Genomic DNA, 25,962 nt, shown 5'->3' on the forward strand with positions numbered 1-25,962 from the left:
ATTTTAAATTTTTTCCAATGTATCTGTTCCCAAGTATTTATCATCCTTGTTAACATACCAAGCCCTGGTCTTTGGCATTTTTATCCCGTTGATTTCTTCCAGGCCTTCCAAAAGAATATATTCGCCATCATTTTTGCTTTCATCATGGTAAAACTGATAAACTTCCATTGCGTAAGTAGTGGGGTCAAAATAAAAGTACCATTCATCTGTGCCTACCTCTGAATCATAGGTGACGTTCAGCACCAAATATTCCTTGTTTTTAAATGTCCTTTTTTGGACTTCAGGGTCTAGATGGGTGCCAGGGTCTTTTAATTTCATGGGAAGACCGTACAAGTAGGTATAGTAGTCTTTCATGAATTCACCACGCTCGCAGTTCAATCTGAATTCTTCAGCTTCATCTTCCGAAAAATCGGTACTTCCATTCAAGCGTATTTCGCAAGAATCTTTATCAAAAGAATAGGCGTATGTATTGCCATCCTGTTCAACGTCCAAAGTAAATTTTTGCTGAGGAAAATCCAGTCCAATAAGACTTGTACGTTTTGGACGACTTGGGGTTTCCATAACTACTTTAAAAGTAGTGTTTAAATTAGCCCAATTGTTATTGGGGTCATGATAAGCAATGGCTTTCTCCAATACCTCTTCCGCAGAAAGATTCTGAGCACTAACAACAACGGAAAATAACCCAAGGGTTAAGAAAGCTAAACAATATCTTTTCATATCAAATTGATTAAGTTGATAGGAAAGATACCGCTTTTTATTTCTTTTCTATGGTAGCTGGAGTTATGGAACTGTCATGCTCGGCATAATACTGCTCCAAAAGGTTCATCATGGCCGTGATCAAATCCTTGCTTTCCAATAATAGGGAGAAATAGAGGGTGGTGTTCTTTGGACTGGATTCTTCGGTCCTGGTTCTGGAAACCTGCTGATTGATTTTCTGCGAAACCATCTCGTAAAGCTTCTCTTTGGAATTTAGAACCGTGCCAATTTGCTCAAAAGAACGGTCTTCAAAAGCTTTTTGGGTGCTGTTGAACACATTTTCCAAAGCGGCATCGATTTCTTTGAGCTCTTTGATCTGGTTATACTTTAATTTTTTGTGATTGTTGTTCACATGGTTGTAGCTCACCTTGCCAATATATTCCAAGGACTGGGACATGTCCGTTAAGTGGCCCATAACATTGATGTAAAAGTTACTGGCACCTACATGGGCTTCATCCAAATTTTTGATGAAGTAGAACGTATCGTTTCGCAATCCTTCGATTTCATTGGCCAATTTTTTACTCTGCTTCTTGTTCTTTTTCAAGAAATCAAGATCGTGCTTGGATAATCCTTGCATAGAATTGGAGTAAATACGGTTACTACGTTTTACCACGTTGGCAATGTTGGCGGCTGTTTCCTCGATAACACCTTGAATGGAACTACTTTCGGCTCTTCTTAAGCTATCCTCTGCCTTAATTTCCTTGGTTTTTTTGTTGTGGGAAATATAATTGCGCAGCAAAATGGCGGCTGCGGCAATCAACATCAAAACCAGTGACACAAATTTTCCGACAAACAACAAATATGCTATTAAAGCTGCAGCAACAAACGCACTAAGAGCGGTAAAGAACCATCCACCTATAACATTGAGTACCCCGGCTACACGGTACACCGCACTTTCCGCTCCCCAGGCCCTATCGGCCAAAGAAGTACCCATGGCCACCATAAAGGTTACATAAGTGGTGGACAACGGTAGTTTCATAGAAGTGGCAATGGAGATAAGCACGCTTGCCACCATAAGGTTTACAGAAGCCCTGACCAGGTCAAATGCAGGTTGTTCTTGTGTTTTGCTTTTGGGCACGTAGGTCTGTGGTAAAACAAACTGCTTATCTATTTTGGACTGAATGGATGGCGGAACAATTTTGGAAATATTTTCAAAGGCACCTATACTGAATTTTACAATTTGTCTGGACAGATAATTAGGCTGGAAGCGTTCGTCGCCCTCGTCCTGTCTCGCCAAATCGACACTCGTTTTTACAACTCCTTTCGCTTTTGATGAAAACCAAAGTGTTATCACCATGACCGCTCCGGAAAGCAACAATAGCATGGTTGGTGTTTGTACAGCTGCTGCCAATCCCCTCATATTAAAATCCCCGGGAGCTATGCCGGAAGCTTGCCAATCCTGATAAGATTGAAGTGCAGCGATTGGCACTCCGATAAAGTTGACCAAGTCGTTACCTGCAAAAGCCATGGCCAAGGCAAAGGTTCCAAAACCAATAACTATTCTATAAATGTTCCATTTTAATAGGTTGGCCACAATAAATGAACCCATGGTCCAGAACACAAAATTACCAGCTAAAAAAGCCAAAGGTTGGGTTGCAACAAACTCCGAAAGCACGCCATCAAAAAGAGCGGCACTTTTAAGTCCTTTTACCAATATAAAATAAACTATGGCTGTTATGGCCAGACCACCAAAAACAGATTCTACCCACTTGGACCTATTTTGAAATTTGAAAGAAATCAATGTTCTGGAGACAAATTGCACCAAGGCACCAATGGAAAATGCTATGAAAACGGAGAGGAGAATTCCAAATATAATTTCAGCGGCTTTGTCTGTATTAATGTAAGTGGCCAAATCTGAAAAACCACCTTGCGTATCGGCTATTTTGATGAGGGAAATGGCCACAGAAGCACCCAACAGCTCAAAAACAATGGATACCGTGGTAGAAGTAGGCATTCCAAGGGTGTTGAAAAAATCCAGTAGGAGAATGTCCGTAATCATCACGGCCATAAAAATGAACATGATTTCCTCGAACACGAACTCACCAGGGTTAAAGATTCCTTTTCTTGCAACTTCCATCATTCCACTAGAGGAGATGGCACCAAATGCGATACCTACGCTGGCAACGATCATTATGGTCCTAAAAGAAATCGCTTTGGACCCAATGGCCGAGTTCAAAAAGTTAACGGCATCGTTGCTAACGCCCACAACCAAATCGGTTATGGCCAATATGCCGAGCGCCACAACCATGAAAATGTAAATATTCTCCCCCATTCTTTCAGAAATATGACAAAAATGCCATTATAAATCCGCACTAAGGTTAACAAAATGTTACCAAATACGGCCCCAAAAATATCAATATTTTCAATGTGTTGGACATAGGTTCATCTTTTGATATATCTTCGCTACAAATCAATGGCCAATGAACTGGGAGCAGTTACTCTCTTTAAAACGACACGGAGATACAGGAAAGCGACTACGAAAGGAACAAAATGAGACCCGACTAGGGTTCGAGGTGGACTACGACCGAATTGTTTTTTCGTCCGCTTTTAGGAGTTTACAGGATAAGACCCAAGTGTTTCCCATGCCCATTGCCGTAGGTTCACAAAAGAATTTTGTGCACACCCGATTGACCCATAGTATGGAGGTATCGGTCGTGGGAAGAAGCCTTGGTCGAATTGCCGGACAACAGATTTTGACCAAATACCCATTTTTGTCCGAGGTCCACGGACACCATTTTAATGATTTTGGTGCTATTGTGGCCGCTGCGGCTTTGGCCCACGACATTGGGAACCCTCCATTCGGGCACAGCGGGGAAAAGGCTATTGGCAATTATTTTAAACAGGGCAAAGGGAAATTCTACGAAGATGCGTTGACACCAGAGGAATACCAGGACCTTATCGACTTTGAAGGCAATGCCAATGGGTTTAAACTTTTGACCGAATCTAGGGAAGGGGTTCCAGGCGGCCTACGGTTGAGTTATGCCACTTTGGGGGCTTTTATCAAATATCCAAAAGGATCATTGCCCAAGAAACCGTCCAAAAATATTTCCGATAAGAAATTTGGCTTTTTTCAATCCGAAAAGGAGTTTTTTTATGAACTCGTGGAAGAAATCGGTTTATTGCCCAACCCAACACATCCAGAAACGGGATTTTTGAGACATCCATTGACCTATTTGGTCGAGGCAGCAGATGATATTTGCTACACCATCATTGATTTTGAAGATGGCATAAATTTAGGGTTGATTCCCGAGGAATATGCTTTGGAATATCTCATCAATCTGGTGAAGGATAACATCAATACCAAAAAATACAATGCCATGACCACCTCAAGTGACCGATTGAGCTATTTACGGGCACTTGCCATCAGTACTTTGATAGGGGATGCAGTCGACGTTTTTGTGAAGAACGAAGCCAAGATCCTAAAAGGCGAGTTCAATGTTTCGTTGCTGGACAAAGGCAAGTATACTGCACAGGTGGAAGACATCATTAAATTGAGCGTGGAGAAAATCTATCAATCCACTGAAGTAATCGATAAGGAACTGGCGGGTTACCGAATCATATCTGACTTATTGGACATGTATACCACTGCCTTGATCAATGTGAAGGAGGGAAACGATACCAATTACGATCGATTGCTTATTAAAAGCTTGCCTGAAAATTACAGGAACACGGATGCATCGCTTTATAAAATATTGTTGGATACGAGTTGTTTTGTGGCCAGTTTGTCCGATAGTGCAGCGGTACATATCCACGATAAACTAACAGGACGTAACATCTAAAAAGAATAGAGCAATCCAACCCCAAGTAGTTGTTTAAACTGGATTTTGGCCACGCCAGGGTTGATCACGGTACCGTCCTCCGCAATTTCTTCATCAAACTTAATGTCATCATCATAGATGATGTGGGTGCCGATGTTGGCATTCAGATATTCGTTTACCTTGAGATTAAAGTTCAACTCCCAATCCACATCTATGTTTCCAAAACTTTGGAGATAATCGGTATACAGATTGAGCCGATGGCTCATCTGGACATTATTGGCAATTTGGGTATCCCAGGTATTGGTGATCAAGAAACCAAGTTCCAAAAAGAGGTTTTTTCCTTTCTCGACCCCAAAAGCACCTTGGTTGGAGAGCGCCTCATCCAACACAAAGGTAGATTTCATAGTGGCAGGTGAAATATAAAGGTTGAACTGGTCCTTGGGTGGAATGTAGGATGTACCGACACCGACAAACAAATACCCAGGGGCCATGAACCTGGAAATCGGTGTTTCCCGATCAGGATATTTATAACCATTGGAAAACTGGGTCCTTATATTGGCCTTTACGGAATAGTACCAGTTGGTTATGGTGTCCTTCCTAAAACTGAGCGTGGTGGACAATCGGATTTGGTCGTCCGTTTTCCGAAGTTTTCTACCCTCTTGTGCATTGAGACCGTACCGAAGTTGTGCCTCATTGTTCCAACTTAAGTACCGAAACTTATAGTTTCGGGTAAAATCTGCACTTGCAAGTGCTGACACGGAGTTATCGCCCCCTGCATTCCAGTTTACAAAGGAAACTTCACTTATGTTAAGTCCGAACTTGTTGACTTTTTTCCAAAATGATGTGGGATGGAACCGATTGTACCAAATGCTCAATGGCTTTACCCTATTTAAAACAGTACGGGGGTCGGTGAGCTTGGCACTCCTGGTCAAGTATTTTAGTTTAACATCCTTGATACGAACAATTTTAAACCCAGAATCAGTACTGTCGGGTTCAAAAACCTTTAAACGGGTTATCTGTGCATTGGCAGAAAGGAAAACAGTAAGGAATAGAATTAAAAAACAATTTATTCGCATTGGTCTAAGGTTGATTGTATATAAGAATGTATCGTATCAAAATCCATACCAGCCAGTTTATGGGTTTCAGGTATGGTCCCTTGCTCCACAAATTGATCGGGAACACCGAAAATTTTAATGGGTTTTGATAGTCCTTCATCATTGGCAAATTCAAGCACTGCTGAACCAAAACCACCCATTTTTGCGCCATCCTCAACTGTTACAATGTGTTCGTAGGAATTGAAAATGGTGCGAAGCAAATCCTTGTCCAAAGGTTTTACAAAACGCATATCGTAATGCCCTACGGCTTCAGGGGTATCCAAACTTTCAATGAGTTTGGAAATACCGTTACCCATATGCCCGATAGTGAGTATGGCGATTTTAGATCCTTTTTTCAAACATCTTGCTCTACCTATCTCAATCGGCTCAAAGTGATTTTTCCAATCAATGGTTGCACCTCGTCCTCTGGGATATCTTATCGCAATGGGTTTGTCCAGACCTAATTGCGCGGTGTACATTATATTCCGAAGTTCCATCTCGTTCATTGGGGCAAAAACGATGAGGTTGGGAACACAACGTAAGAAGGCCATATCAAAAACGCCATGATGTGTTGGACCATCCTGTCCCACCAAACCAGCTCTGTCCAAGCAAAAAATAACGGGAAGCTTTTGCAGGGCGACATCATGTATCACCTGATCGTAGGCCCTTTGTAAAAAAGTGGAGTAAATATTGCAAAAAGGCACCAAACCTTGGGTGGCCATTCCCGCTGCCAATGTTACGGCATGTTGCTCCGCGATACCGACATCGAACGCTCGGTCGGGCATTCGGTCCATCATAAATTTCAGGGAGCTTCCGCTGGGCATGGCAGGGGTGACCCCAACAATTTTTTCATTTATTTGAGCCAATTCCACAATGGTATGCCCGAACACATCTTGATATTTGGGTGGTTGCAATTGCCCGGATTTCTTTAAGCGCTCCCCTGTGATTTTATCAAACTTTCCGGGGGCATGGTACACCACTTGGTCTTCCTCTGCCTGTTTTAATCCTTTCCCTTTTGTAGTGATGATATGGAGCAATTTTGGACCGTCAACATGTTTCAAACGTTCCAATTCTGCTACCAAAGCTTTTACATCGTGCCCATCAATGGGGCCTGTATAGTTGAGGTTGAGGCATTCAAAAATATTTTCGTCCTTGGCAGTGCCCGCCTTAACGTTGGTTAGATACTTTTTTAAGGCGCCAACGCTAGGGTCAATCCCAATGGCATTGTCGTTAAGCACAATAAGTGCATTTACCTGGGTCACTCCCAAATGGTTGAGTCCTTCAAAGGCCATTCCGCTGGCAATGGATGCATCGCCCACAACGGCAATATGCTGTTTTTTAAAGTCGCCTTTCAATTTAGAGGCCATTGCCATTCCAAGTATCGCAGAAATGGAGGTAGAGCTGTGCCCTGTTCCAAAATCGTCGTACTTGCTCTCGCTTCGTTTGGGAAAACCACTTATGCCGCCCAATTGGCGGTTGGTTTCAAAAATTTCCTTGCGGCCGGTCAAGATTTTGTGTCCGTAGGCCTGGTGTCCCACATCCCAAATAAGTTTGTCAATAGGTGTGTTGAACACGTAGTGCAGGGCTATGGTGAGTTCCACAACCCCCAAACTGGCACCTAAATGGCCTTCTTTGGTCGAAACAATGTCAATGATGAATTCCCTCAATTCCTGGGCAAGTTTGGGCAACTCGTCCAAGTTCAATTTTTTGAGGTCCTCGGGGGATTCGATATGTGTCAACAATCTTTCCAATGGATAAAAAACAAAAGTATCGATTCTCCCTAAAATTATTTTATGTGTAGCTTAGCAATCTGTTGAAAAATGACATAATAATTGTGGAGAACCCTTTTGATGACAATTATTTCATGAAGAAGGCCTTGCAAGAGGCCGAAATCGCCTATGAAAATGGTGAAGTTCCCGTTGGTGCCGTTGTTGTGGTGAACAACAGGATAATTGGGAGGGCCCACAACCTGACCGAACGGTTAAAGGATGTTACGGCACATGCCGAAATGCAGGCAATTACGGCCGCATCAAACTTTTTGGGAGGGAAATACCTTCAGGGCTGCACGTTGTACGTTACTCTGGAACCTTGCCAAATGTGTGCAGGAGCATTGTATTGGAGCCAAATTTCAAAAGTGGTGTATGGAGCAGCCGATCTAGAGCGCGGATTTAGTGTGATGGGGGGGCATTTGCACCCTAAAACCAAATTGGTGGGCGGAGTCATGGAAAGAGAGGCCGCGGAACTTCTGAAACGATTCTTCATCCAACGGAGAAACCTGAATTAAATAAAAAACCCCGGCTTTGCCGAGGTTTTAAATCAAAATCAAAATAAAATATTATTATCCGATTACTTGCACTTGTGCAGCAACCACTCCTTTTCTTCCTTCTTCTTCGATGTATTCTACTTTGTCGCCTTCGTTCAATTCCACTCCGTTCAATGCCGTAACATGAACAAAGATGTCTTTTCCTGTGTCGTCGTTCGTAATGAACCCATAACCTTTGGACTCATTGAAAAATTTTACTGTACCAGTCATTAAAAAAATAAATAAAATGTTAAAATACGAAAGTAGTTTATTTTGTGGGTGGTTGTATGAAAAGAACTTTAAATCTGAGGAAAATTATTGATTTTCAGGGTTTTTGCGTTCTTTTTCTTGCATTTTCTTAATATTTTCATGGGTAAGCATGTAATCTTTCATGTTTTTCACCTTACTCTCTTTCCAAAGAAAAAGGGGCATGGCCACCAAAAATAACCCAACGGTACCACCTCCGATGTATTTTGGAGCCTGTGGGTGCCCTTCTTCCAAGGACAGCCCATAAAAAATAGCACCTAGCGATGCCAGCATAATGAGGAAAATAATATGTTTCAGTTTTATTTTCATTGGGAATAATTGATCAATTTTCTACGATAGGCGGTCAACATTTTTGATTTGGAGATGAAGCCCTCGTATTTACCGTTTTTGATGACAGGCAGGTTCCAAGCGCCACTATCTTGAAATTTTTTCATGACCTGTTTCATGTTGTCCGTTTCGTAAAAGATAACCTCTGGTGGCGCATGCATCAAATTTTTAACAAAAACAGTGTCGTACAGATCGGTATCGAACATCATGGGCCTGATATCGTCGAGGACTATAATTCCGATTAATTTTTTATCATCATCCAAAACGGGAAAAAGGTTTCTTTTGGATTTGGATACGGATTGATGCAACATTTCTCCCAAGGTCATTTGTGGAAGTACGGGCCTGAAATTTTTTTCTATCACATCGTCCATTTCCATTAGTCCTAGCACCATTTGGTCTTTGTTGTGTGATAAAAGCGCTCCGATTTTGGCCAGTTCCTTAGTGTAAATGGTGTAGTCCAATGCGTTTTTGGTAATCAAATAGGAAATTGCTGCTGTAATCATCAAAGGGACAAAGAGCTGGTAACCCCCTGTGATTTCCGCAATCAAGAATATGGCGGTCAGTGGAGCATGGATTACCCCTGCGATCAAACCTGCCATTCCTATTAGGGTAAAATTACTTTCGGAAACAGAGAATCCCAAGCCCAGGTTATTGATTACTTTGGCCACTACATTTCCAAGTGCGCTTCCCATGACCATGGTTGGAATAAATACGCCACCTGCACCTCCGGCACCAATGGTCGTTGTCATGGCAATTGCCTTAAAAATGGTAATTCCGAACAAAAGGGCAATAACGACCCAAATATTGTGGGTATAATCGTCAAAAGGAGTAGTGCCGAGTGCTTTTAAATGGTCGCCCTCCAACAAATTGTTTATGAAACCGAAACCTTCACCGTAGAGTGGAGGGATTGCGTAGAGCATTGCCCCTATGGCAATTCCACCTACTAAGAGCTTATACTTTGGACTCTTTAATTTTTTGAAAAGAGAGAGTATTGCAAAATACATTTTGGTGAAATAAATGGAAGCAAATCCTGTGCCCACACCCAATAAAATGTAAAAAGCGGTATCCTCCAGTTTAAATCCTTCGGAAAGGGAAAAACTGAAGAGGATTTCATTTCCCAGAAAGAAATAGGATGTCAGCACCCCTGAGATTGATGCTAAAAGTAAGGGCAGCATGGACATCATGGTAAGGTCCAATGTAAAAATCTCCACAGCAAATATGATGGCGGCAATGGGGGACTGAAAAATCGAAGCAATAGCTCCAGCAGAGGCACAAGCTACCAAAAGGGTTCTGGTCTTTGCATCGATATGGAAAAAACGACTTAGGTTGGAGCTTACTGCTGAACCCGATTTGACGGCCGGTCCCAACAAACCCACGGAACCACCAAAACCGACCGTGAGCGGAGCGGTAATCAAAGGAGTGTAGATGTCCTTAAGCCGGAGTAATCCTCTTTTTTTGGAAAGGGAGAATATAATTGAGGAGACAGCGTGTTGCAGTGGTTCTTTGTGAACAAATTTTACATATAAATAGATTAGGGTAAGCCCTATTGTCGGTAGTATAAAATACAGTTGGTTCTCCGAAAAAACGATTCCTTTTTTTAATAGGGATTCGATAAAATAGGTGGAGTTTTTTAAGGTAACGGCCACCGAACCAGCCAAAAACCCTACGATTAGACTCATTATTTGAATAAAAGTCCTGTTGGAGATATTTCTATATCGCCATTTGAGAAAACGGGTTAGCAGTTTTTTAGTGCTGTAGGGCATCGAAGTCTATAATACTACTAAAAGTATTAAAAAATCCCGCTTTATCGCGGGATTTCAATAGATTATAGGTCCAATTTTAAATGGAGTTCTTTTAGTTGCTCGTCATCAATATTGGCGGGGGCATCGATCATAACATCGCGTCCGCTATTGTTTTTAGGAAAAGCGATAAAATCCCGAATTGTTTCCTGTCCTCCCAAAATAGCTACCAATCTGTCCAAACCAAACGCAATACCGCCGTGGGGTGGAGCCCCGTATTGGAAGGCATCCATTAAAAATCCAAACTGTGCCTTGGCCTCTTCAGGGGTAAAGCCCAAATGTTTGAACATGGTTGCTTGGGTCTCTTTATCATAAATCCTGATGGAGCCTCCGCCGATTTCATTTCCGTTCAGTACCAAATCGTAGGCATTTGCCTTTACCTCGCCGGGCTTTGTGTCCAACAATTCCAACTGACCTGGTTTTGGTGAGGTGAACGGATGGTGCATAGCGTGGTAAGCACCTGTTTCCTCATCCAATTCCAACAATGGGAAGTCGACTACCCATAATGGGGCAAACTCATCCGATTTTCTGAGGCCCAAACGGGTGGCCAATTCCATGCGCAATGCGCTTAATTGTGCACGGGTTTCGTTGGTGTTTCCAGAAAGCACACATATAAGGTCTCCGGGTTGAGCTCCTGTTACCTCGGCCCATTTTGCCAGATCTTCTTGGTCATAGAATTTGTCCACGGAAGATTTGTAGGTGCTGTCTTCGTTACACTTTACATAAACCATTCCCTTGGCACCGACTTGTGGACGTTTTACCCAATCCACCAATTTGTCAATTTCTTTTCGGGTGTAGGAAGCAGCTCCCGGAACAGCAATCCCAACCACCAATTCTGCGGAATTGAACACATTGAAATCTTTGTGTTGCGCCACTTCGTTCAGTTCACCGAACTGCATTCCAAATCGAATATCGGGTTTATCGTTACCATAAAGTCGCATGGCATCATCATAGGTCATGCGAGGGAATTCGTCCACCTCTACACCTTTTATTTCTTTCAAAAGGTGTTTTGTCAAACCTTCAAAAGTATTCAAAATGTCTTCTTGCTCAACAAACGCCATTTCACAGTCAATTTGAGTAAACTCGGGTTGGCGGTCGGCACGAAGGTCCTCATCCCTAAAACATTTCACAATTTGGAAATACTTGTCCATTCCGCCGACCATCAACAATTGTTTAAAAGTCTGCGGAGACTGTGGCAGGGCGTAGAACTGCCCCTCGTTCATGCGACTTGGCACCAAAAAATCCCTAGCTCCCTCGGGAGTGGATTTGATTAAATAAGGTGTCTCAATATCGATAAAACCTTGGTCAGAAAGGTATTTTCTGACCTCCATGGTGACTTTATGCCTGAAGATAAGTTTGTTTTTTACAGGATTCCTTCGAATGTCCAAGTATCGGTACTTCATTCTAATATCTTCGCCACCATCGGTCTCATCTTCAATAGTGAAAGGAGGGAGTAAGGAATTGTTCAGAATGGTAAGCTCTGTAACAAGAACTTCTATGTCTCCTGTGGGAATATTTGGGTTTTTTGAAGCACGTTCTATCACTTCACCTTTGGCTTGGATAACGGTTTCACGACCCAGTTCACGGGCTTTTTCCAAAAGATCTTTGGAAGTTCGTTCTTGGTCAAATACCAATTGAGTAATACCATAGCGGTCGCGTAGGTCGACCCAGGCCACAAAACCTTTGTCGCGTACTTTGTGTACCCATCCACTTAAAATAACTTCTGAACCTATGTCCGATGCCCTTAATGCACCACAAGTATTGCTTCTGTACATGATGTTAATTATAAGAGCGCAAATTTAATAGGAATGTGGGTAATTTTTAGGAGATATGTCCTTTTTCTGCTCGCTAGGGTTTTTATCGGTAAGAAACTGATGAATCTCAGATATTCAGATAACGTTAAGTTAACATTTTGGATACATTTTAGAGATTTTGTAGCGGATAAAAGCCTAAAATTCGACCTTAAAACCCAAATTTAAAACATTTATAAAATATTTAACTAATTGTAATACAGATGTTTATAAATTTAAAGTTAATTTAATGTAAACTAAATGTTACGTAAATGTGTGATTAATGTAAAATTTAAGTAACTTTGTTACGTTATCATTAGGTAATAACAATATTAAAATCCCATATCATATGAAAAAAGCAGTATTATTTTTGGCGGTGATGTTTGTGGTTGGCGTATCTGCACAAGATACCGAACCGACCTTTGAAAAAATGGGAAATATGGTGAAAGCCACTTATTTTCACGACAATGGCGAGATTGCCCAAACAGGTTATATGTTGAACGGAAAGTTGCATGGGGATTGGGTCATGTTCAATGTCGAAGGTAAAAAAATTGCCACTGGCCAATACGAAAACGGACAAAAGACCGGCAAATGGTTCTTTTGGAAGAGTGATGAATTAAGCGAAGTGGACTTTACGGATAACCGTATTGTAGAAGTAAAAAATTGGAGCCAAGGCGATGCCGTTACGGTAAACCAATAGTAAAATCAGTGTTTAAGAAAAAGCCCCGACCATTAGGTCGGGGCTTTTTTTGTTGAGCGTTTTATAAAGGTTATACCGAAACAGGCTCCATCCTTTCTTGCTTGCGCCCTTGTTTTTCCAATTTTCTTTTTCGAATCCTTAGTTTTAATTTATACACCAAACTAAACAGTATGGGAACAACCACCAATGTTAAGAAGGTGGCCACCAACAATCCATAGATAACTGTCCAAGCCAAAGGTCCCCAGAAAATTACGTTGTCCCCACCAAAATAGATATTCGGATCAAAGTCGCTCATCAATGTAAAAAAGTTGATGTTGAACCCTGTGGCCAATGGAATCAGACCTAGGATGGTGGTTATTGCCGTAAGCAATACGGGACGTAATCTCGCTTTCCCACCTTTTACAACAGCCTCCATAAAGTCATCCGGCTCCAACAATTCGTCCTCCTCCAGATCTAATTTCACTTTTCTTCGGTCAATCAACAGTTGTGTGTAGTCCAAAAGTACCACACCATTGTTCACCACAATTCCCGCCAAGGAAATAATCCCCATCATGGTCATCATGATCACAAAGGCACTACCTGTTGCAACAATTCCACCGAAAACACCTATCAAACTCAAGAAAATGGCAAGCATGATTATCCCTGGTTTACTGATGGAGTTGAATTGGAATATCAGTATAAAAAAGATAAGGCCGAGTCCTGTGAAAAAGGCGCCCATTAAAAAGGCCATTTGCTTGTTCTGCTCCTCGATTTGTCCAGTGTAATCAATTTTGATGTTGTCCGGAAGATTTTCAAAATCATTCATCTCTTCCTGAATCTTACCTACAATGGCACCGGCATCCGTATAGCCTGAAGCCAATGCAGAGTACACCGTAACCACTCGTTTTACATCGCGGTGCTTTATGGCGCTGAATCCTGTGCTGCTTGTTTGTTTGGTCACAGCGGAAATTGGAACCTCCTTGATTTGGCCACTGGAAGGATCTCTAAAAGTTATGCGTTGGTTGAACAAAGCGCTTTTGTTGTATCGGTCTTCTTCATTAAACCTCACATAAATGTCGTAATCTTCACCGCCTTCTTTGTAAATACCTGCTTTGGAGCCAAAAATGGAACTTCGCAATTGTTGACCTACTTGACCTGTGGCTATACCAAGCTCACCGGCCTTTTTACGATCTACGTCGACCAGTAGGGAGGGTTTTGATTTGTTGACATCTATTTTAAGTTCATCGATTCCTGGAATGTTACGCGAATTAATAAAGTTTCGCATTCGTTCAGCAGTGGCGATCAACTCTGTATAATCTTCCCCTTCCAATTCTATGTTGATGGGATATCCTACAGGAGGGCCAACGGCATCCTTCTCCACGGAAATGGCAACGCCTGGATAAACATCTTTCAGGGCTTCTTGGACCTTTCTCAGCAATTCCTGACTGTCCGCACCCTCACGATATTTAAACTCACGGAGTGTAGCCGTAATTTTACCCCTGTTCGGCATTTCGGCACTTGAACCACCGTCCGTTTGTGGATTACCGGCACCTTCTCCAACTTGGGATACGGCACTCTCCGTCATAAAATTGTAATCCCCGTGCATGTAGGCCTCGGAATTGATAATGTCGTAGACTCTTCCCTCAATATCCTTGGTGATCTTATTGGTCTTTTCAATATCGGTGCCTTCCGGGTATTCGATATATACAATGATCTGGTTGGGCTTGTTGTCCGGGAAGAACTCCACTTTGGTTCTCTGGCTTCCTACCGAGGCGCCGAACCCAACAAAGGCAATCAATAATAAAATAAAAGTGGTGATCGCAATAAAAATGGGTTTTCGTCCAGCCAAGGCATATCGCAAAGTTTTCTCGTAAAAGCTCTCCCATCGGGGCAATATGCTGTTTTGAAAAATACTGGCCCAGTTTCTCAGGAACAGGCGATAAATCCATAGTAAGATGGCGGTTACCACCATTACACTTCCCAAGGCCCTATAATCGCCACCAAAAATGATGATGAGAATACCTATTGCCGAGATAATGGAAGTGATGCGAATGATTTGTTTTAAAGGCATTTCCTTGTCTTCGGTGGTCATATATCGCGATACCAGAACCGAGTTGAAGAAGATGGCCACAAAAAGCGAGGAGCCCAAAACCACGGAAAGTGTTATGGGGAAATACTTCATAAACTGCCCCATAATACCCGGCCAAAGACCTAGCGGCACAAATGCTGCAACAGTGGTCAATGTAGATATGATAATAGGGAATGCGATTTCTCCAATACCTTTTTTGGCCGCTTCGATTCGTGGCATGTTTTCCTCGTCCATGAGTCTGTAAATGTTCTCCACAACCACAATACCGTTATCCACCAACATACCCAATCCCATGATCAGTCCAAAAAGAATCATGGTGTTCATGGTGTATCCCATGGCATTCAATATCATGAGGGACATAAACATGGACATGGGGATGGCAAAACCAACGAACAAGGCATTTTTAAACCCTAAAAAGAACATCAATACCGTTACCACCAATATGATTCCGAAGATGATGTTGTTCACCAAATCATCCACTTGACCAATGGTTTTGGAAGATTGATCATTGGCAATGGTAACCTTAAGGTCTTGTGGAAATTCATTTTCAATGGCATCGTCAACGATCACTTTGATTTGATCTACGGCAGCCACCATGTTTTTACCGGAACGTTTCTTCACATCCAGCATTACCACAGGTTCCCCGAACTCTCTGGCGTAGGTTGTTTTGTCCTCTTCCTTAAAAGTGACCTTGGCCAAATCTTTAAGGTAAATAGGATTTCCATTTTCCGATTTTACCACAAAATTTTCAAGCTCTTGAGGCTCATCTATTTCCCCAACAATTCTGATGGTTCTTCGTTGCCCACTGGCAACAAGGTTTCCGGCTGAAGTTGTCAAGTTTTCGTTGCTGATACTACTTATGATATCATTAAAACTGACTTTGGCGGCCATCATTTTGTATATATCCACGGCAACTTCAACTTCTTTTTCTTGGGCTCCACGTATATCTACTTGTTTGATTTCTGAAAGACCCTCTATTTCGTCTTCGAGGTATTCACCATATTCTTTCAGTTTCTCAATAGGATAATCCCCGGAAATATTAATGTTGAGTATGGGCATTTCCTCCGACAGGCTCAAGTCGAAAACATTGGGCTCTACTTTGGCATCGTTAAAGGTGGGCCAGTCTTCACCTGCTGTTTTGGAATCTACCTCGTCCTTTACTTTTTGCAAAGCGGCTTCCACCGAAATGTTTTCATCGAACTCCACAATGATCATGGAATAATCTTCTTGGGAGTTGGAAGTAATCTCTACCAGGTTGCTCACGGTTTTGAGTTCATCTTCCAAGGGGTCGGTGATCAGTTTTTCGATATCCTCGGCTGTATTTCCCGGATAGATGGAACTGATGTATATCTTGGTTTCTTTTACCTCTGGAAAGCTTTCCCTGGGCATGCTAAAGTAGGCCATGCCACCAAGAATCAGGATAACCAAAATCAGCACGTACATGGTGGTCTGGTTATCGATGGCCCAGGAGGACAACCGAAACTCCTTATCTACACTTTTCTTTTGTTTGCTCATAATTTGTTCTTGCTTTGGCTGTCCTAGCTATTTTTTATATTGACTTTTTGTCCTTCTTTTACGCTTCTGGCACCTTCATCTATAATGGCATCCCCTTCGTTAATACCGGAAAGCACTTCTACATAGTCTCCTTGGGTTTTTCCAGTTTTTATGACCACTTTTTTGGCCACTGGGTCATTTTGAACAGAATCTGCTTCGACAAGGAAAACGTACTGTTCACCCTCTGCGTTTTCGGATAGAATACTTTGAGGGATAAGAATGGCATTGTCACTGGTATAATCGTTGATCATGACCCTTGCCGTAAGATTGGGCTTTATTTTACCTTCGTGGCTGGGAACGGGAATCTCTGCGGTAAAAGATCGGTTGCTTGGATTAATAAAATTACCGGTCTGTCTGATCTTGGTAGAGACACTATCACCTAGCACTGGAAAATAAACTTTTACGTCTTTTCCAGGAGTTACATTGGGCAAGTGACTCTCGGGCACTTCCACTTCAATATACATGTTGGAAAGGTTTACGATCCGGAATACTTCTGCACCCGGACCAGGGCTTACAACAGTACCCTCATCTTTGATCACATCATCTATAATTCCGGCAAATGGGGCTCGAATACTGCTTTTTCCTACTTGACTTTCCATTTGTTTTACGGCACTTTGCTGTGCTTCGTAATTGGTTTTGGCCTGTAGGTACTGTATTTCCGAACCGATATTTTGTTCCCAAAGTCTTTTTTGACGCTCAAAAGTGGTCTTGCTCAATTCTGCTTGTGTTCTAAGCTGTGCCAATTGACTGGATAGCCCGCCATCATCAATGGTGGCCAATAATTGTCCTTTGGATACTTTTTGTCCCTCTTTTACATATACCCTATTAAGGGTTCCTGACATTTCAGGATAAATCAGCACATTCTGTTTGGTCATCACATCTCCTTGAAGTTCTAAGTAGTGGTCAAACTTTTGTGGATGAACCTCTATGGTGGTCACTAGGGGAAGCTTGGCCCTATCGTCTAAAAGGGCAATGGCGGAATCCAAGGATTTTAACTGCATTTCCAGAGCTTTCTTTTCGGAGGAAATCTCTGCGTGCTTGGCACGAATGGCCTCAACATCCTTGCTGGCCATTACTTTTTCCACAGATTTGCCGCTATTGTCCCCACATGATGCCAGAACCGCCGCTGTTAGTGTTATATATATTGCTTTTCTCATGATGGAATGGTTTTCTCTTGTTTATTGATTTAAAATGTTTTCCAGCTCGGTCTTTTTGTTGATGACATCGACCATGGATTGTAAATACTCTTGTTGACTGTTATATAATTGGGTCTGGGCCTGCCTCAGCTCAAAACTTGTTGCCAAACCTTCGGAATATTTAATTTGATTTTTCTTTTCGATGCGCTCCGCAAGTTCCAAATTGTCCTTGGAGGTACCATACTGTTCTATGGCCAGGATATAATCACTTTTGGCACTTTCCAATTGAAGGCGGATCTGCGCCTGTGCTTCTGTAAATTGCGTTTTCGCTTTTTCCAAAGCAATCTTGGCCCGTTGGGTACTTGCACTTCTTTTTAAGGAACTAAAAATCGGAATATTAAGGTCTACCCCTAAAATGGAGGAGCCAAACCATTGTTGGCCGCTATTTAAAAAGTTGAAATTGTCGCTGAAGGAGTTTCCTCCATAATTCACGAAGGCATTCAATGTGGGCAAAGCATAGCTTTTGGCCAATTTTAACTCCAATGCCCTTTGTTGGTTAAGGTTAGCGGCCATTTTGTAGTCCACATTGTTTTCTATGTTGAATTCGGAATCAATCAATCCCAAATCGATTTTACTTTGGGTAAGGTCGTCCAAGTTTTCCGTAAGCACGGTTGGGCTTTCAATGGGAAGCCCTAGAACAAGGTTCAACATTTGTAAGGTGATTTCCTCCATGCGACGGGCATTTTTAAGTTGGTTGTCCACCGTGGATAGGGTTATCTGCAATTGGTCCACACTTTCTTCGTCACCTAGTCCGTTTTCGTAAATGCGTTTGGTTTCATAAAGATTTTCTTCAAGTGTAGCCTTGTTCCTCTCCGAGATCAATACGCTCTCCTGGGCCAGTAGTACGTTGCCATAAGCCTCTACAACGGATTTTCGAACATCCAGTTCGGTTTTTTCCTTGTTGTTTTGACTATATTCCAAAAAGGTTTTGGTTGCTTGCACTCCAACAATGTAGGAGCCATCAAAAATTTGTTGCGTCAATGTCGCTGTTGCCGACATGGATTGTGCTTGTCCAAAAACAACTTCTTGGTATGTTCCAGGTTCCCCACCAAAAAATTCCGCAGGTATCTGGGCAACGGGTTGCTTTAATTGATTTTGATAACTCACTGCCCCGGAAATTTGAGGTAGTCCATCTGCAATGGTCTCCCATTTTTGTTTTTGTGCATCCACAATGTCCCTAGAGGCATTGATAGCGCTGTAATTGTGTTCCAATGCATAGGATATCGCCTGGTCCAAGCTAAAGCTGGGTATGGTATCTTGAGCAGATGCTATCCAGGGAAGTATGAGTAGTAGACTGATTAACGTTTTTCGCATTTATTCTTGATTTGAATTGATGATTGAGTTGAGTATTTTTCTTCCTTTTGGTGTAACAATGCCTCTTAGGTGATATTCCAAATAGTTGTCCAACAATTGGGGTTGACTAAAAATATCGGTGGGGAAAAGTTTGTTGTTTTTAATGGCCATAACCCCGGTAAAATAAATTCGGGATACAAATTCAACATTGAGATTGTCCCTGTATATCTCCATTTCCATGCCCCGTTTTACATTTTCCGAGACACATTTATTGGTGCACTCAAACTGTATTTCCATGAGGGACTTGAATATTTTGGGGTAATATTTTTGTAGTTGGTACAATGGTGAGGATTTTTCATCTTTCATATGGACCATGACGAATTTTTTGATCTCGTAGAGCTCTTCAATAGGGTTCTTTTCCAACGAAATGATATCGTTGATACCGCATGTGATAAATTCGGACATGGTCATGGTTGTTTGTTCGACCAAATCACTTTTGTTTTTGAAATAGGTGTAAATCGTTTTTTTGGATATCCCCATTTCATTGGCAAGATCGTCCATGGTAACGCTCTTGAACCCTAGGTTCAAAAACATTTCAGATGCTTTTTGTATAATACTTTCCTTCATAATGAGGGGTCAAATGTATACATGGAAACTTTAAAAACAAAAAAAGTTTCCATGGTTTTACATTTTTTTAACGAAGGATTGATTTTTTGTTTAAATGGATCTCTTTCCATTTACCAACACAGGGCTAAGTTGGGGATCCTTGTTCTCGGTGTCGGCATCAATTTTGCCCAATCGCCAAAAAAAAGGACTGAATTGTGGTACGTATTTCTTTTTACGGCTATTCTTCTTTTGCTTTATCATGATTCTCGTTTTTGATTTTTTCAACATATGCTTTAAAGGCTTCTTCGCCCTCCTCTTTCCAAAATTGGTCATAGTGTTTCCACTCATCAAAATCCCTTCTCCAGGGCATACACTTGTTGGACGATCTGGTTTTCTTTTTGTGACTTGGACCGCCCTTGCTTTTTCCACCGCCACCTCCTCCAAAGCCGAATAATAGTTTAGCAAGGATTAAAATTCCAAGTGCCTGCCAATAGGTAACCGTTCCCACACCAAAAAGATCGGGCATGAGCCAGTTCCAAAGTCTCATCAACAAGTAGTTGGCCAACAGGAATATCAGTAAGCCCAGTATGACCATGGCTATAACTTTGACCACTTTTTTTACGGTATTCTCCACCTTCTTTTCTACAGCTTTCTCAAATTCTTTTTTATGTTCCATAACTCGATTCTTTTATATTCTCCAATGTTTTTGATAATTCCGACATGGCCCTGTGCCTTCTGGACATTAAAGTGCCTTCCGGTATTCCTGTTCTTTCTGCTATTTGTTTGTAATTGTATCCTTCAAAATCTATGGCGATCACAATATCCCTGTGGGCAGGTTTTAGCTCTTCAACGGCATTTTTAACGGCTTGCTCCATTTCTGGGGAATAACGGTTGTCCGCATCGTCATAAAACAATTCCACAAATTCCCGCCATTGTTGATCAATATCTTCGTCGGGTAACTTTCTTTCTTTTTTGCCCCGCATAATGTCTATAATCCTGTTTCGAATGGCATTGTACACAAAACCGCCCACATTGGTTATGGGCAGGGCATCATCCGATCGAGAAAACATCCGTAAGGCAACATCCTGTACAATGTCCTCGGCATCGCGCTCCGATGTGTCCCTGATCTTGGACTTCACGTAGGAACGCAGCGATCCGTACTCCTCATTAAAGAAGTTGGCCAGGTTGTTTCGGTTATCGGTTTTGCTTGCCATTCAGTTGGATCAGGTTGCATTTCACTTATAGAGACGAAGAAAATTTATTCCATTGCAGTTTTCATGATTTTTTTTTCAAAACGGTGGCCATTTTTCAAATTTGGAAACTACGAATCCATGTTTTAAGCTGTTGTCTTCATCCCAAATTCAATATTTGAATGTATTTTTGGCCCCATGTCAGATATCGATATCATTAGTCAGTATAGAGAGCAGTTTGTTACGGACCTTAAGGCAAGGACTCAGTTGGGGGAGCCTAGGAATTTGTACGAGCCTGTACAATATATTTTGGGATTGGGAGGCAAAAGAATGCGGCCCATACTTACTTTAATGACGGCTGAGGCCTTTGGCAGAAAAGCCAAAGATGCGCTGGATGCCGCATTGGCAGTGGAAATGTTCCATAATTTTTCCTTGGTACACGATGATATTATGGACGATGCACCATTACGAAGGGGAAAAACTACGGTGCATGAAAAATGGGATGTGAACACGGGAATCCTTTCGGGCGATGCCATGTTGATTTTGTCCTATCAATTTTTTGAAAGCTATCCGGCAGAAACATATTTTAAACTGACCAAGTTGTTCAGTAAAACGGCCCTTGAGGTATGCGAAGGCCAACAATATGATGTGGATTTTGAGACCCGTGACGATGTAACAATCCCTGAGTATTTGAAAATGATCGAATATAAAACTTCGGTTCTGGTCGCTGCTGCGATGAAGATGGGTGCCATTGTGGCCAATGCATCCGAGAAGGACGCAGACGCCATTTATGAGTTTGGTCGTAATCTAGGTATTGCATTCCAATTGCAGGACGATTACTTGGATGCTTTTGGCGACCCCAAAACTTTTGGTAAACAGGTCGGGGGTGATATTATAGAAAACAAAAAGACCTATTTGTATTTAAAATCCTTGGAAAAAGCCTCTAAGGACGATCAAGATGGTTTGTTGCACCTATACTCCATTAAACCGGAAGATTCCACCGCGAAAGTAGCCGCGGTAACAACTATTTTTAAGGAAAGTGGGGCCGTGGAAGAAACCAAAAAGGCCATAAAAAGTTTTACTCAAAAGGCGTTTGATGCTTTAGCGGAAACCGAACTTCCAGATAAAAACAAGGCATTGCTAAAGCAATTTGGCGAAAGTTTGATGGAGCGGACCACTTAAAAGATCCGCTTAAACAAAGCTTTAATAAACGGCATGGGCTTGGGAGCCGTTACAATTTTGAGCTCTTCCCATAAATTGGTTTCATTCTCGAGAAATTTTAAGATCAGCGAAGCTTTTCTTCTTTTGAACATCGACTCAAAAATTTCGTGTCCTAGGTGATTGTTCTCGTACAGAATATCCAACAAAAGCATATCGTAAAAAGTAAACCTACTTTTTTGGTAAAATTGGGATAATGGTTTGCGTGCCTTTACATGTTCCACCAATTTGGGCACTTGTCTACTTGTGTTGTAAAAGGTATAACCTGTACTTGGTTTTGCCCATCCACCGGCAATTCCAATATAAAATATCCGGTCGGAATTGTGCCTATGGAACGGATAGCAAGTCATGGGGATACTACCATATTCGGTTTCCTCAATAACGAATGGTATATCGCCAAACTTGGTTTTAATATATGTTTTGATGGCTTCCTCGTACTCATTTGTTTCCAATAGATGCTCAGAGAACAAGGTGTACTCGACCAAGGCTTGATTTTCCGAAAAAGGAAGCACGTACATAAAACGCGTGTTGCCTTTTTGGGGGACCGAAAAGTCCATAAAAGTGGCTTCTCCAAATTTAAATACCGACTGTTCGGTTTTTATTATCCATCCTACAAAGTGTTGTTGCAAAACGGGGAATTTACTTTGTTTTAAAGGGATTGAAGCATCATACAGACTGGAAAATACCGTTTGTCCCGTATATTTTTTAGAGGCAGTGATCACCAAAACCTCTTTTTCTTGCTCATCAACATTGGTAACTTCCTCTTGCACCCAGGTAATGTTGGGATAGGCTTTTACCTTAGGTAAATAGTGATTGTAGAAGTCAATACCGCGTAACATCTTGTAGGTGTATGGTGCAATGGAAGTTGATTTTTGAAGTTGTTGTCCGCCTACATAAATATGGTCCCAAGTTTTATGGATCAACCCATCATAAGGGCCATTGCCCCGTTCCCAAAAACACCAGGTACGGTCGTTTTTGGATTTGTTGTCCTTATCCAGTACCAAAATGGATTTGGAAGCAAAGAAGTCGTCCTTGCCCAAGGCATCGGCCAACAAAAGGCCAGCAGCTCCCGCTCCTATGATGATGTAATCGTACTTGGACATGATGTCAAAGATAGAAAAGGAGGCTCGAAGTTTGATGGCAGAAATAAAATAGTGAAGATTTAAATGAGTCTAAAACAAAAACCTTGATATCAAGTTAGGAAAGCTTATTATTTTCGTATCATATTCACCACTTTCAAGACCCAATGAACAATCAATAAAAAAAGGGGTAAAATAACCACCCCATAGCTATAGCCCCAAAACCATTTCATGGCTAGTTGCCCCCCTTGAAACATTTCTTTTTCACTAAATGAAAAGGATAAATTACCAGCAAGTAAATAAGAAATTGGCACCCAAAGTACGGCAGCGGCCAATGAAAATTTGAGCAGTTGCGGTAGAAATTTGTAGATTTTGGTTGGATTTCTATATCGTTCAACCCCAAAATAAACGGCCAAGGGCAGTGACATGATACCTAGCCAAGTCAATGGTGTGCCCATAGGGATTGTACTGCCATTATACAGTGGCTCCGTCAAAACAAATGAGCCTGTAATCAATAGTATAGCTACCGTAATAAAAATGGTCAGTGAGGCAAAAAAATAGAATTTTGGTTTGGTCATTGGTCCGGATTATTCCTTAACAAGATAGCCATTCTTCTTTTCCTAAAAAACCGTATACCGTAATCCAAAAAAACCACGTATGCCCTGATTGGGTCCGTACACATAAGAAGGGTCGAAGGTAAGTGCATAGGGATTGTTCGGAGTTGCCACGGCATTGCCGCTATTGTCAAACGTGACTTCCTTATCAAAAGGATCGTTGGCCCGTGCGATAATAAATGGGTTGCCACGGTTCGGTGTCCAATCCAACAAGTTTTTTACTCCTCCGTATACCTCAAAATTGTTCAGTCCTTTGAATGTAAATTGAATGTTCTGAATACTCCACGTGGGTGAATATTCACTTCGTGGGTCCATATCGCCCAAAAGAGGCAGTCGCATCGGTCCGTACAAATTCCCTGTATAATCCGCGGTAAGCTTAAGGGAATGAAAAGTGTACGATAAGTTCCAAGTAGCGGTAATGCTTTCGGTAAGGATTTGTTGTTGGGTAACCCCATTTTCGGTGCTGCTTACGTCTTGCCAAGTGGCCCCGACCATAATCTTAAAACTGCTCGGAAATGCAATGTCCAAGTTGGCACTTACTCCTTGGGAAACCGATTTTCCGTCTAGGTTATCATAAATGATTTGGTTGGGATCAGTCTCATAATCTGGGAGGATAACGTTCGAGAACCGAGTGTAAAATGCAGAAGCATCCAACCCGATGAAAGTACCATTGTCGCTATAGATTTTCTTTAAATAATTGATATTTACATTGACAGAACGCTCGGGTTTCAACTCTTCGACAATCACAACATCTCGGGAACCTGTGAGGGCAGCGTGATCCTCTGTAAACAAGTTGACCACTCGAAATCCGGTACCTGCATTCACCCGAAATATATCGTTGTCGGAAATCTTCCATTTGTAAGCGGCGCGTGGGGTTAGAATGTTGCCGTGCCGTTGGTCATAATCGTATCGTAATCCGGCCAAGAAAGAATGTTTGGGGGCAAAACTGTATTCATCCTGTGCAAATACACTTGGAATCCAAATATTGTCGGCCTCGGTGGTTGCTGGAGTATTGTCATCATAATAATTATAACGCACCGCACTCCCGAACAGCAAATCGTGATTCCCAGCGGTCTTGTCCCAGGTCAATTGTGCAAAACCAATGCGTTGGTCCGCCAAATACTCTGTATTGCCATATACCGAGTTCTGGTTATGATCGTTATAGGAGAAGGAGAGGAGGAACTTTTCCTTGAAGGGCAACTGATATTTCCCTAGTAATTCCCATCTTCGGGTATAAATGCTTTCCCCATAGATTTCATCCCCGCCACGATATTCTGGCGTCCATTGCATTTCACCGCCCCAACGGTCCTCGTAGAAAAACCGTCCTGCCAAAGAGAACAATCGATTATCTTTTCGTTCAAAATCCCATTTTTGAAATATGGAGATGCGGTCCTGAAGGGTCAGATCGGTAAAATTATCACCGTTATTGTCCACGGGAACATCGTAATTGAAGTAGTTGAGGCCCAAAAGCAGGTTCGTTTTATCACTGACAGATATTTTACTGCCCACATCCAAATTGTACTCTCCCCAGCCTGTGGCAAAGCCATCCGCAAAAAATTCGGGGGCACTCAATGCATTTTTTGTGATGATATTGATCAGTCCACCGACCGCTTCGCTACCATAAAGTGAGGAAGCAGGACCTTTTACGATTTCAATCTGCTCGATCAGGGAGTTTGGGATGCCTGTGAGGCCGTATACCGTACCCAAACCACTAACAATGGGCATCCCATCGATAAGAACCAGGGTGTACGGCCCCTCCAATCCGTTGATATGGATATCGCCTGTGTTGCACACGTTACAATTGATTTGTGGACGAACCCCGTTCACATTTTGAAGGGCATCAAAAACGCTGGCGGTAGGGTTTTTTTTCAAAAACGTTGGGGAGTAGACCTCTACGGGTACAGGACTTTCCAATCGGCTTACAGGTTTTAGGGTGCCCGTCACTACTGTTTCTTCCAAACTTTGTGCGGAGGGTTCCAATTGTATGTTGATGGTTTTATTGGCTCCTGCTCCTAGGCTGATTTTGGTCTGATATGGTTGATACCCCAATGAAGTCACCAATACCACATAATCCCCCGCCTGAATGTTGGTAAGGGAGAATAAACCATCAATATCCGTGGCCGTTCCTAATTCAGTTTCTTTCAACAGCACGTTGGCTAAGGGCAAGGGCGCTCCATTGTCGGTCACCTTACCGTTCAAAGATGCCGATTGGGCAAAACAATAATTGCAAGCCAAAGCTATCCATAAGAAGGCGAGATGTCTACAGATTGATTTCAATCAATAAAAATTTAAATTTAGACAAAACTAAAAATAGATTTTGTTAAATAAAAATGTATTTTTGAAAAAAGATT

General features: G+C 42.0%; 22 protein-coding genes. 4 read left to right on the forward strand and 18 right to left on the reverse strand.

Annotation, left to right across the window (positions count from 1 at the left end; genetic code table 11):
* Positions 1-3: 3 nt before the first annotated feature.
* Both J0X13_RS10985 and J0X13_RS10990 read right to left on the reverse strand, forming a co-directional pair.
* Positions 4-717, reverse strand: a complete 714-nt coding sequence (locus tag J0X13_RS10985) for a DUF6503 family protein (protein WP_207071489.1) — start codon at positions 715-717, stop codon at positions 4-6.
* 37 nt (positions 718-754) lie between these two features.
* Positions 755-3,028: an inorganic phosphate transporter gene (locus J0X13_RS10990; protein ID WP_207071490.1), complete on the reverse strand. Its 2,274-nt coding sequence runs from the start codon at positions 3,026-3,028 to the stop codon at positions 755-757.
* 148 nt (positions 3,029-3,176) lie between these two features.
* Between J0X13_RS10990 and dgt the strand changes: the two genes are divergently transcribed.
* A complete protein-coding gene (gene dgt / locus J0X13_RS10995) occupies positions 3,177-4,535 on the forward strand; it encodes a dGTP triphosphohydrolase (protein WP_207071491.1) in 1,359 nt (452 codons plus the stop codon).
* On the opposite strand, the gene J0X13_RS11000 is transcribed toward dgt, so the two are convergent.
* Together J0X13_RS11000 and dxs are read right to left on the reverse strand one after the other, a co-directional pair.
* Complete coding sequence (locus J0X13_RS11000; RefSeq protein ID WP_207071492.1) at positions 4,532-5,590, reverse strand: DUF3078 domain-containing protein; 1,059 nt, start codon at positions 5,588-5,590, stop codon at positions 4,532-4,534. The two genes, dgt and J0X13_RS11000, sit on opposite strands and share 4 nt — an antisense overlap.
* On the reverse strand, positions 5,581-7,359 hold the full coding sequence (gene dxs, locus J0X13_RS11005; protein ID WP_207071493.1) for a 1-deoxy-D-xylulose-5-phosphate synthase: 1,779 nt from the start codon (positions 7,357-7,359) through the stop codon (positions 5,581-5,583). The genes J0X13_RS11000 and dxs overlap by 10 nt, the downstream gene beginning before the upstream one ends.
* An 83-nt stretch (positions 7,360-7,442) precedes the next feature.
* On the opposite strand from dxs, the gene J0X13_RS11010 reads away from it, so the two are divergent.
* Positions 7,443-7,892 carry a nucleoside deaminase gene (locus J0X13_RS11010; protein ID WP_207072045.1) on the forward strand — a complete coding sequence of 150 codons (450 nt, stop codon included), beginning with the start codon at positions 7,443-7,445 and terminating at the stop codon, positions 7,890-7,892.
* A gap of 54 nt (positions 7,893-7,946) precedes the next feature.
* On the opposite strand, the gene J0X13_RS11015 is transcribed toward J0X13_RS11010, so the two are convergent.
* The 4 genes from J0X13_RS11015 to aspS form a co-directional block, all read right to left on the reverse strand.
* On the reverse strand, positions 7,947-8,141 hold the full coding sequence (locus J0X13_RS11015) for a cold-shock protein (protein ID WP_163624136.1): 195 nt from the start codon (positions 8,139-8,141) through the stop codon (positions 7,947-7,949).
* Positions 8,142-8,225: 84 nt separating this feature from the next.
* Positions 8,226-8,486, reverse strand: a complete 261-nt coding sequence (locus J0X13_RS11020) for a hypothetical protein (RefSeq protein ID WP_207071494.1) — start codon at positions 8,484-8,486, stop codon at positions 8,226-8,228.
* Positions 8,483-10,267, reverse strand: coding sequence for a chloride channel protein (locus J0X13_RS11025; RefSeq protein WP_207071495.1), 1,785 nt, complete (start codon positions 10,265-10,267; stop codon positions 8,483-8,485). The genes J0X13_RS11020 and J0X13_RS11025 overlap by 4 nt, the downstream gene beginning before the upstream one ends.
* A gap of 62 nt (positions 10,268-10,329) precedes the next feature.
* The gene (aspS, locus tag J0X13_RS11030; RefSeq protein ID WP_207071496.1) at positions 10,330-12,078 is read right to left on the reverse strand and encodes an aspartate--tRNA ligase; all 1,749 of its coding nucleotides are present in this window, start codon (positions 12,076-12,078) and stop codon (positions 10,330-10,332) included.
* Between the two features lie 364 nt (positions 12,079-12,442).
* Between aspS and J0X13_RS11035 the strand changes: the two genes are divergently transcribed.
* A complete protein-coding gene (locus J0X13_RS11035) occupies positions 12,443-12,793 on the forward strand; it encodes a toxin-antitoxin system YwqK family antitoxin (protein ID WP_207071497.1) in 351 nt (116 codons plus the stop codon).
* A 70-nt stretch (positions 12,794-12,863) separates the two neighbouring features.
* On the opposite strand, the gene J0X13_RS11040 is transcribed toward J0X13_RS11035, so the two are convergent.
* The 7 genes from J0X13_RS11040 to J0X13_RS11070 form a co-directional block, all read right to left on the reverse strand.
* On the reverse strand, positions 12,864-16,376 hold the full coding sequence (locus J0X13_RS11040) for an efflux RND transporter permease subunit (protein WP_207071498.1): 3,513 nt from the start codon (positions 16,374-16,376) through the stop codon (positions 12,864-12,866).
* A 23-nt stretch (positions 16,377-16,399) separates the two neighbouring features.
* Positions 16,400-17,572 carry an efflux RND transporter periplasmic adaptor subunit gene (locus J0X13_RS11045; protein ID WP_207071499.1) on the reverse strand — a complete coding sequence of 391 codons (1,173 nt, stop codon included), beginning with the start codon at positions 17,570-17,572 and terminating at the stop codon, positions 16,400-16,402.
* A gap of 21 nt (positions 17,573-17,593) precedes the next feature.
* Complete coding sequence (locus J0X13_RS11050) at positions 17,594-18,925, reverse strand: TolC family protein (protein ID WP_207071500.1); 1,332 nt, start codon at positions 18,923-18,925, stop codon at positions 17,594-17,596.
* Complete coding sequence (locus tag J0X13_RS11055) at positions 18,926-19,531, reverse strand: TetR/AcrR family transcriptional regulator (protein ID WP_207029076.1); 606 nt, start codon at positions 19,529-19,531, stop codon at positions 18,926-18,928.
* A 90-nt stretch (positions 19,532-19,621) separates the two neighbouring features.
* A complete protein-coding gene (locus tag J0X13_RS11060; protein ID WP_207071501.1) occupies positions 19,622-19,771 on the reverse strand; it encodes a hypothetical protein in 150 nt (49 codons plus the stop codon).
* Positions 19,749-20,186, reverse strand: coding sequence for a hypothetical protein (locus J0X13_RS11065; RefSeq protein ID WP_207071502.1), 438 nt, complete (start codon positions 20,184-20,186; stop codon positions 19,749-19,751). The genes J0X13_RS11060 and J0X13_RS11065 overlap by 23 nt, the downstream gene beginning before the upstream one ends.
* Positions 20,176-20,724, reverse strand: coding sequence for an RNA polymerase sigma factor (locus tag J0X13_RS11070; RefSeq protein WP_207071503.1), 549 nt, complete (start codon positions 20,722-20,724; stop codon positions 20,176-20,178). Before J0X13_RS11070 ends, J0X13_RS11065 begins: the two co-directional genes overlap by 11 nt.
* Positions 20,725-20,898: 174 nt before the next feature.
* Between J0X13_RS11070 and J0X13_RS11075 the strand changes: the two genes are divergently transcribed.
* Positions 20,899-21,882 (forward strand): polyprenyl synthetase family protein, encoded by a 984-nt coding sequence (locus tag J0X13_RS11075; protein ID WP_207071504.1) that lies wholly within the window; start codon positions 20,899-20,901, stop codon positions 21,880-21,882.
* Here J0X13_RS11075 and J0X13_RS11080 read toward each other — a convergent pair.
* From J0X13_RS11080 to J0X13_RS11090, 3 genes are all read right to left on the reverse strand, one after another.
* On the reverse strand, positions 21,879-23,021 hold the full coding sequence (locus tag J0X13_RS11080) for a lycopene cyclase family protein (protein WP_207071505.1): 1,143 nt from the start codon (positions 23,019-23,021) through the stop codon (positions 21,879-21,881). The genes J0X13_RS11075 and J0X13_RS11080 overlap by 4 nt on opposite strands.
* Before the next feature lie 107 nt (positions 23,022-23,128).
* On the reverse strand, positions 23,129-23,575 hold the full coding sequence (locus J0X13_RS11085; RefSeq protein ID WP_207071506.1) for a hypothetical protein: 447 nt from the start codon (positions 23,573-23,575) through the stop codon (positions 23,129-23,131).
* 42 nt (positions 23,576-23,617) lie between these two features.
* Positions 23,618-25,888, reverse strand: coding sequence for a TonB-dependent receptor (locus J0X13_RS11090; RefSeq protein WP_207071507.1), 2,271 nt, complete (start codon positions 25,886-25,888; stop codon positions 23,618-23,620).
* Positions 25,889-25,962: the final 74 nt, after the last annotated feature.

Origin of the sequence: [Muricauda] lutisoli (nom. illeg.) (assembly GCF_017313105.1) — a bacterium.
Classification (GTDB): Bacteria; Bacteroidota; Bacteroidia; order Flavobacteriales; family Flavobacteriaceae; genus Flagellimonas; species Flagellimonas lutisoli.

Bases quoted from the DNA above. Each gene is read 5' to 3' on its own strand.
- J0X13_RS10985 (WP_207071489.1), bottom strand. From the start codon at position 717: ATGAAAAGATATTGTTTAGCTTTCTTAACCCTTGGGTTATTTTCCGTT.
- J0X13_RS10990 (WP_207071490.1), bottom strand. From the start codon at position 3,028: ATGGGGGAGAATATTTACATTTTCATGGTTGTGGCGCTCGGCATATTG.
- dgt (WP_207071491.1), top strand. From the start codon at position 3,177: ATGAACTGGGAGCAGTTACTCTCTTTAAAACGACACGGAGATACAGGA.
- J0X13_RS11000 (WP_207071492.1), bottom strand. From the start codon at position 5,590: ATGCGAATAAATTGTTTTTTAATTCTATTCCTTACTGTTTTCCTTTCT.
- J0X13_RS11015 (WP_163624136.1), bottom strand. From the start codon at position 8,141: ATGACTGGTACAGTAAAATTTTTCAATGAGTCCAAAGGTTATGGGTTC.
- J0X13_RS11020 (WP_207071494.1), bottom strand. From the start codon at position 8,486: ATGAAAATAAAACTGAAACATATTATTTTCCTCATTATGCTGGCATCG.
- J0X13_RS11025 (WP_207071495.1), bottom strand. From the start codon at position 10,267: ATGCCCTACAGCACTAAAAAACTGCTAACCCGTTTTCTCAAATGGCGA.
- aspS (WP_207071496.1), bottom strand. From the start codon at position 12,078: ATGTACAGAAGCAATACTTGTGGTGCATTAAGGGCATCGGACATAGGT.
- J0X13_RS11035 (WP_207071497.1), top strand. From the start codon at position 12,443: ATGAAAAAAGCAGTATTATTTTTGGCGGTGATGTTTGTGGTTGGCGTA.
- J0X13_RS11040 (WP_207071498.1), bottom strand. From the start codon at position 16,376: ATGAGCAAACAAAAGAAAAGTGTAGATAAGGAGTTTCGGTTGTCCTCC.
- J0X13_RS11045 (WP_207071499.1), bottom strand. From the start codon at position 17,572: ATGAGAAAAGCAATATATATAACACTAACAGCGGCGGTTCTGGCATCA.
- J0X13_RS11050 (WP_207071500.1), bottom strand. From the start codon at position 18,925: ATGCGAAAAACGTTAATCAGTCTACTACTCATACTTCCCTGGATAGCA.
- J0X13_RS11055 (WP_207029076.1), bottom strand. From the start codon at position 19,531: ATGAAGGAAAGTATTATACAAAAAGCATCTGAAATGTTTTTGAACCTA.
- J0X13_RS11060 (WP_207071501.1), bottom strand. From the start codon at position 19,771: ATGATAAAGCAAAAGAAGAATAGCCGTAAAAAGAAATACGTACCACAA.
- J0X13_RS11065 (WP_207071502.1), bottom strand. From the start codon at position 20,186: ATGGAACATAAAAAAGAATTTGAGAAAGCTGTAGAAAAGAAGGTGGAG.
- J0X13_RS11070 (WP_207071503.1), bottom strand. From the start codon at position 20,724: ATGGCAAGCAAAACCGATAACCGAAACAACCTGGCCAACTTCTTTAAT.
- J0X13_RS11075 (WP_207071504.1), top strand. From the start codon at position 20,899: ATGTCAGATATCGATATCATTAGTCAGTATAGAGAGCAGTTTGTTACG.
- J0X13_RS11080 (WP_207071505.1), bottom strand. From the start codon at position 23,021: ATGTCCAAGTACGATTACATCATCATAGGAGCGGGAGCTGCTGGCCTT.
- J0X13_RS11085 (WP_207071506.1), bottom strand. From the start codon at position 23,575: ATGACCAAACCAAAATTCTATTTTTTTGCCTCACTGACCATTTTTATT.